7 protein-coding genes and 1 pseudogene are annotated in these 6050 nt (G+C 74.8%); 6 read left to right on the top strand and 2 right to left on the bottom strand.

Translation table 11 applies throughout. From position 1 onward, the window contains the following. A partial coding sequence (locus CWIS_RS15285; protein WP_048344186.1) for an alkaline phosphatase family protein occupies positions 1-1043 on the top strand: 1043 nt, incomplete at its 5' end. Positions 1044-1196: 153 nt separating this feature from the next. Further along, a complete protein-coding gene (locus CWIS_RS15280; protein ID WP_048344185.1) occupies positions 1197-1883 on the top strand; it encodes a thymidine kinase in 687 nt (228 codons plus the stop codon). 64 nt (positions 1884-1947) lie between these two features. On the opposite strand, the gene sepH is transcribed toward CWIS_RS15280, so the two are convergent. Further along, positions 1948-3060, bottom strand: coding sequence for a septation protein SepH (sepH, locus tag CWIS_RS15275; RefSeq protein WP_048344184.1), 1113 nt, complete (start codon positions 3058-3060; stop codon positions 1948-1950). A gap of 116 nt (positions 3061-3176) precedes the next feature. Between sepH and CWIS_RS15270 the strand changes: the two genes are divergently transcribed. From CWIS_RS15270 to CWIS_RS15260, 3 genes are all read left to right on the top strand, one after another. After that, positions 3177-3806, top strand: coding sequence for a trimeric intracellular cation channel family protein (locus CWIS_RS15270; RefSeq protein WP_048344183.1), 630 nt, complete (start codon positions 3177-3179; stop codon positions 3804-3806). Positions 3807-3883: 77 nt separating this feature from the next. After that, positions 3884-4738, top strand: coding sequence for an inositol monophosphatase family protein (locus tag CWIS_RS15265; protein WP_156186686.1), 855 nt, complete (start codon positions 3884-3886; stop codon positions 4736-4738). Positions 4739-4901: 163 nt separating this feature from the next. Next, a complete protein-coding gene (locus CWIS_RS15260) occupies positions 4902-5201 on the top strand; it encodes a DUF4193 domain-containing protein (RefSeq protein ID WP_013883495.1) in 300 nt (99 codons plus the stop codon). 95 nt (positions 5202-5296) lie between these two features. Here CWIS_RS15260 and CWIS_RS15255 read toward each other — a convergent pair whose 3' ends face one another. After that, positions 5297-5839 carry a DUF3093 domain-containing protein gene (locus CWIS_RS15255; RefSeq protein ID WP_082156517.1) on the bottom strand — a complete coding sequence of 181 codons (543 nt, stop codon included), beginning with the start codon at positions 5837-5839 and terminating at the stop codon, positions 5297-5299. Between the two features lie 138 nt (positions 5840-5977). On the opposite strand from CWIS_RS15255, the pseudogene CWIS_RS19595 reads away from it, so the two are divergent. Further along, positions 5978-6050, top strand: a pseudogene (locus CWIS_RS19595) (dUTP diphosphatase); the annotation flags it as partial.

Genomic DNA, 6050 nt, shown 5'->3' with positions numbered 1-6050 from the left:
CGTGGGCGTCGGCGCGCGAGCTGCTCGGGATCCCGGCGACCACGCGCGTGTGCGTCGTGCTCGTGGACGGCCTGGGCCACCTGAACCTCGCCGAGCGCAGCGGCCACGCGCCGTTCCTGCGTCGGGCCGTCGCGGGCTCGAGCCCCGTCTGCAGCACGTTCCCGTCCACGACCGCCACGGCGCTCGGCACGTTCGGGACCGCGGTGCCGCCGGGGGGCACGGGCATGCTCGGCTACACCGTCCGCGTGCCCGGCACGGGAGCGCTCGCGAACCTCGTCGCGTGGAGCGACGCGCCGCCGCCGGAGACCTGGCAGCCGCACGCGAGCACCCTCGAGCTCCTCACTGCGGGAGGTGCCGCGGTGACGAGCGTCGGACCGGCGCGCTTCGCGGGCTCGGGTCTGACCCGCGCGGCCCTGCGCGGCGCGCGGTACGTGCCCGCCGAGTCGCTCGCGGACCGGGTGGACGCGACGGTCGCCGCGCTGCGTCAGCCCGGGCTCGCCTACCTGTACTGGGGTGACGTCGACAAGGTCGGGCACCACCACGGGGTCGGCTCGTGGCAGTGGGGCGACGCGCTCGCCGAGGCGGACGCGGAGATCGCCCGGCTCGCGCGCTCGCTGCCGCGAGGGTCGGTGCTCGTCGTCACGGCCGACCACGGGATGGTCGACGTGGACCGGTCCCGACGCTGGGACGTCGCGCACGACTCGCGGCTGTCGGCCGGGGTCGACCTGGTGGCGGGGGAGCCGCGGGCGAGCCACGTGCACGTGGCGCCCGGGGTCCCCGTCGAGCAGGTGCGCACCGCGTGGCAGGACGTGCTGGGCGACGACGCGCTCGTCCTCACCCGCGACGAGGTGGTCGACTCGGGTTTGATCGGCCCGGTCGACGAGCGCGTGCGGCCCGTGGTCGGCGACCTCATGGTCGCTATGGCGGGCGCGGCGACGGTCGTCGACACGCGCACGCAGACCGCGGCGTCGCTCGACATGGTCGGCGTGCACGGGTCGCTCACCCCGCACGAGATGCTGGTGCCCTGCATCGTCGTCGCGTGACCGTGACCGTGACCGTGACCGTGACCGTGACCGTGACCGTGACCGTGAGCCTGACCCGCGGCCGCCGCCGAGCGCCCGCGGGCGTCGGGGGCCACCCGTGACGTCTGCGAGGATGTGCGGCGCAACGAACGACGACCACGAGGGGCGGGCACAGTGGCCGAGCTGGTGTTCTTCTCGGGCACGATGGACTGCGGCAAGTCGACGCTCGCTCTCCAGATGCACCACAACCACGCGGCGCGTGGGCGCGACGGCGTGCTGTTCACGCGGCACGACCGTTCCGGCAGCGCGACCATCTCCTCGCGCCTGGGCCTGACCAAGAGCGCGCACGAGGTCGACGACCGCACCGACTTCTGGGCCGAGGTCATCGGCCGGCGCACGCAGGGACGCCCGGTCGACTACGTGCTGGGCGACGAGGCGCAGTTCTACACGGCCGAGCAGGTCGAGCAGCTGGCGCGCGTGGTCGACGAGCTGGGCGTGGACGTCTATGCCTTCGGCATCTCGTCGGACTTCCGCGCGCGGCTCTTCCCCGGGTCGCAGCGGCTCGTCGAGCTCGCCGACCGCGTCGAGACGCTGCAGGTGCGCGCGCTGTGCTGGTGCGGGGCCCGCGCCACCCACAACGCCCGGACCCTGGACGGCGAGATGGTCGTGGAGGGTGCTCAGGTCGTCGTCGGCGACGTCGCAGGGCGGCCCGAGGCGGCGGTCGGTGAGGTGCAGTACGAGGTCCTGTGCCGCCGGCACCACATGCGACGCATGACCGCGGCCGTGGCGCGGGCAGCCGCACCGCACGCGCAGACCCTGGCGTCGGCCCTGGTCGTCGAGCAGCCGACGCTCGACGTCTGACGCCGTCCCACGCGGCGAAGCCCGGCGGGGGAGGCCCGGACCGTCGCGCCGTGCTCGGGACGTCTTACTCGGGGCGCGCCCCGAAGACGATCTCGTCCCAGCTCGGCACCTTGGCGCGCGTCTTGCGCCCGCGAGGCCGCTCCTCGTTGGCTGGCGCCGCAGCGGCGGGTGCCTCCTGCGACTCGTCGTCGGACGGCTCGTCGGCCGACGAGCTCGCACCGGGCTCCACAGGGGTCTCGACGGCCGGGGGGACGTGCGTGCGCCGGTGCGCCGGGAGCACGACCGCCTCGGTGCGCTCGTCGGCGCCCGCGGGGTGCGCGCCGGGGACGTCCTCGAGACGCGAGAAGTCGAAGGCGTGCTGCGGGCCGAACCCCTCGAACTGCGAGTCGTCCTCGTCGCCCTCGGCGTCGACCGCCTGACGGACGCCGCGCCGGGCCTGCAGGTCGTCGAGCAGCGCGTGCGTCTGCTCCTGCGGGTCGACGGCCGGCTGCTCGTGCGTGTCGCCGTCGGCCTGGTCCGGGCCGGCGATCGAGCGCACGGCCGCGACGGACTCGAAGTCGAACACCACGTCGCGGACCGCGGCGAGGTGCCGACGGGAGACGGGCTCGTCGGGCAGCTCGGTCTCGGAGAGCCACCGGGCCTCGTCCTCGTCGGCGACGAGCGAGCGCGCCGCGGGGTCGAACGACCAGCGCGCCTCGCGGGGCGAGTCGTCGACCGTGAACCGGGCCAGAACGAACCAGGGGCCGCTCGCCTCGCGTGCGGCGTCCCACGCGAGCGACGACAGGTCGACGCCACGCGCGGCGAGGCGGTCCGTCACGAGGTCGCCGAGGACGGGTGCGCCGTGGTCGCGGCCGACGCGCGTGGCGCGTGCCTGCTCGGCGATGTACTCGCGCTCGGCCAGGACCGGGCCCTCGTAGCGCCGGACGTGGGAGACGGGGAGCCCGGAGTGCTCCGCGACCTCCTGGGTCGTGGCTCCCGCCCGGATCCGGGCCTGGATCTCGCGCGGGGACAGCGTGCTCGCGCTCTCGGCCCTCAGCTGCTCGAGCTGCGGCCGGTCGCGGCGCACGGCCGCCCGGAGCGGTTCGTCGATGCGGACGCGGAACCGCTCGCCGTCCGCGCGCGTGAGCACCAGGTGCTCACCGTCGTCAGCCAGGCCCACCAGCTCGAGCTCATCCATACGTCCTCCTACTGCCTCACGGTCGAGGGTGCCACCTTCTGCGCGCCACGCGGCGCAGGCGGGCCCGGTGTGCCGTGTGCCGGGGTTGTGACGCTGTCGGCTGTCATCATGCTCTCGTGGTCGCCGACATCCCCTTCGAACCCGTGCTCGAGATCGTCGGGGTCGGTGTCGGGGCGATGTCGGGCGCGCTCGCGGCCGTGCGCAAGCAGTTCGACGTGTTCGGCATCTTCGTGCTCGGCTGGGCGGCCGGCCTCGGCGGCGGTCTGCTGCGTGACGTGCTGATCGGCGCGGTACCGCCCGTGGGCATCTCCGACTGGCGACTCATCACGACCGCGCTCGTCGGCGCGCTCGTCATGTACTTCTTCCACCCGCGCCTGCAGCGTGCGCGCCGCTTCATCGTCGTCCTCGACGCGGGAGCGCTCGCGGTGTTCACGGTCGTCGGCACCGTCAAGGGGCTCGAGTACGGGACGACGCCCGTGGCGGCGGTGATCGTCGGGGTCATCACGGGCGCGGGCGGCGGGGTGCTGCGCGACCTGCTCACCGGCGAGGTCCCCGTGGTGCTGCACGACCGTCAGCTGTACGCCGTCCCCGCCCTCCTCGGGGCCGCGGCCACGACCGCTCTCTGGTTCGCGGGCCGGCCCACGCCGCTGGTGCTCTCGGTCGTCGTCGTGGGCGTGTTCGCGCTGCGCGTGGCCTCGCTGCGGTTCCAGCTCCACGCACCCGGGCCGTGGCGCGGGCGCACCTGACGCCAGGCGGGCTCGTCGCGGGCGCCGCGCACGGCCGCGCGCGAGTGCCGCGTGCGCAGGGCGGCAGGATGGGGCCCATGACCACACGTGAACTGCCCGACGTCGCGGCGCTCGTCGCCACAGCCGAGACCCTGGCCCGCGAGGCCGGACGGCTCGTGCACGCGGGCCGTCCCGACCGCGTGCGGGTGCACGCGACCAAGTCGAGCCCGGTCGACGTCGTCACGGCCATGGACCTCGCGTCGGAGGAGCTGCTGCGGCGACGGATCGCGCAGCTGCGGCCCGGCGACGGGATCCTGGGGGAGGAGCAGGGGTACGAGCCCGGGACCACGGGCGTGACGTGGGTCGTCGACCCCATCGACGGGACCGTCAACTACCTGTACGGGCTCGCGTCGTGGTCGGTGTCCGTCGCGGCGGTCGTGGGCCCTCCCGAGGCCGGGCCGGGCGTCGCGCCCGACCCGCAGACGTGGACGGCCCTCGCCGCCGCGGTGCACGCGCCGGCCGACGGGCGGACGTTCCTCGCGGGACGCGGGCAGGGCGCGACGCTCGACGGCGCGCCCCTGACGGTGAACGAGGCGAAGCCGCTCGAGCTCAGCCTCGTCGGGACCGGCTTCGGCTACCTCGTCGAGCGTCGGCGCGCGCAGGCCGCGATCGTCGCGGAGCTGCTGCCGCTCGTGCGGGACATCCGCAGGCTGGGCTCGGCCGCGCTCGACCTGTGCGCGGTCGCCGCGGGCGGCCTGGACCTCTACTACGAGCGCGGGCTCGCGCCGTGGGACCTGGCCGCCGGGGCGCTCGTCGCGCAGGAGGCCGGTGCGGTCGTCACGGGGCTGCACGGACGTGCCGCCGGTCCCGAGATGACGGTGGCCGGAGCCCCTGGCACGATCGAGGCGCTGGTCACTTTCCTCGAGTCGCACCGGGCCGATTCGACGGCGTAGTCCGATTGACCCGCGCGCGTGATCGTTGTCCGCGGCACCTCTGCTCGCACCCGGCACAGAAGTGGTGCACAATCCCCAGCGCGCGGGAACAAAACGCTCCAGCTGTGCATTGATCACGCGTACTCATCAGCCTGCAAGACAAAGACGGAGTGTGACGCCCCAGATGGCTACCGACTACGACGCACCGCGCAAGACCGAGGAGGACCTGAGCGAGGACTCGCTGCAGGAGCTCCAGGCACGTCGCGCGGACAAGAACTCGGGCGTGGTCGACGAGGACGAGACTGAAGCCGCCGAAGGTTTCGAGCTGCCCGGCGCCGATCTGTCCGGCGAAGAGCTCTCGGTCCGGGTCCTGCCTCGGCAGGCCGACGAGTTCACGTGCTCGCGCTGCTTCCTCGTCCATCACCGCAGCCAGCTCGCCTACGAGCGAGACGGCCAGCAGGTCTGCTCGGAGTGCGCTGCCTGACCTCCCGGCAGGCGCCTGAGACCACGACGGCCGGTCCCCAGCAGGGGGCCGGCCGTCGTGCGTGCGCGAGGTGGTGGTCGGTCGCGGTAGCGCGATCAGCCGCGCCGGAGCGCAGCGACGAGCTCGTCGGGCCGTCGCGTCGAGACGATCCAGTAGGGCGTCGGGTCCTGCGGGTCGTCGACGTCGACGCGGACCGCGCTGTGCACCCAGCCGCGCAGGCACAGGTACGCCCGCGCGTCGAGGCCCGGGCCGAGGGCCTCCCGCAGCTCCTCGCCGACCAGCGGTCGCGGGTCACGCACCAGGTCGATCGGGATCCGCGCCGCGCCGGCGCTCAGCTCGCCGCCGCGCACGCGCACGCGCGGCGTCCAGCGCACGACGAGCAGGCCCGTCACGGCCGCGACGACGAGCGCGACCACGGAGGCGAGCACGAGGTCGACCGGCAGCAGCGCGATCCAGACCGTGACGACGAACCCGACGACGCCGAGCCAGCCGACCGGCCCGAACCGCAGCGCCTCGTCGAACGACGCGCCCGCGGTGCCGGGAGCCGCAGCCGCGGTGCGACCGCGTGCGGGGGCGTCGCCGTCGCGGGCCGTGCGGTCGGTGGACGGGTGCGGTGCGGGATCGGGGCTCGCGGGCATGGCACCAGCATCCCAGAGCGGCAGGACCGCGGGTGCAGCGTCGGGACGCGAGCCGGTCGACGAGCGCGCGTGGCAGCACGGGCCGACGGGTGGGGACGGCGCGCGCCCGGGCACGGACGGGCCGGTAGGGTCGGCGCCGTGACGACCGAGCCCGCCCTGGAGGTGCTTCTGCAGCGCCTCGACCCCGACCTGCCCGCTCCGGCGTACGCGC

This window comes from Cellulomonas sp. A375-1, assembly GCF_001040865.1.
Classification (GTDB): Bacteria; Actinomycetota; Actinomycetes; order Actinomycetales; family Cellulomonadaceae; genus Cellulomonas; species Cellulomonas gelida.
The sequence above is the reverse complement of the archived record's forward strand: the minus strand, read 5'-3'. Positions and strand labels throughout refer to the sequence as shown.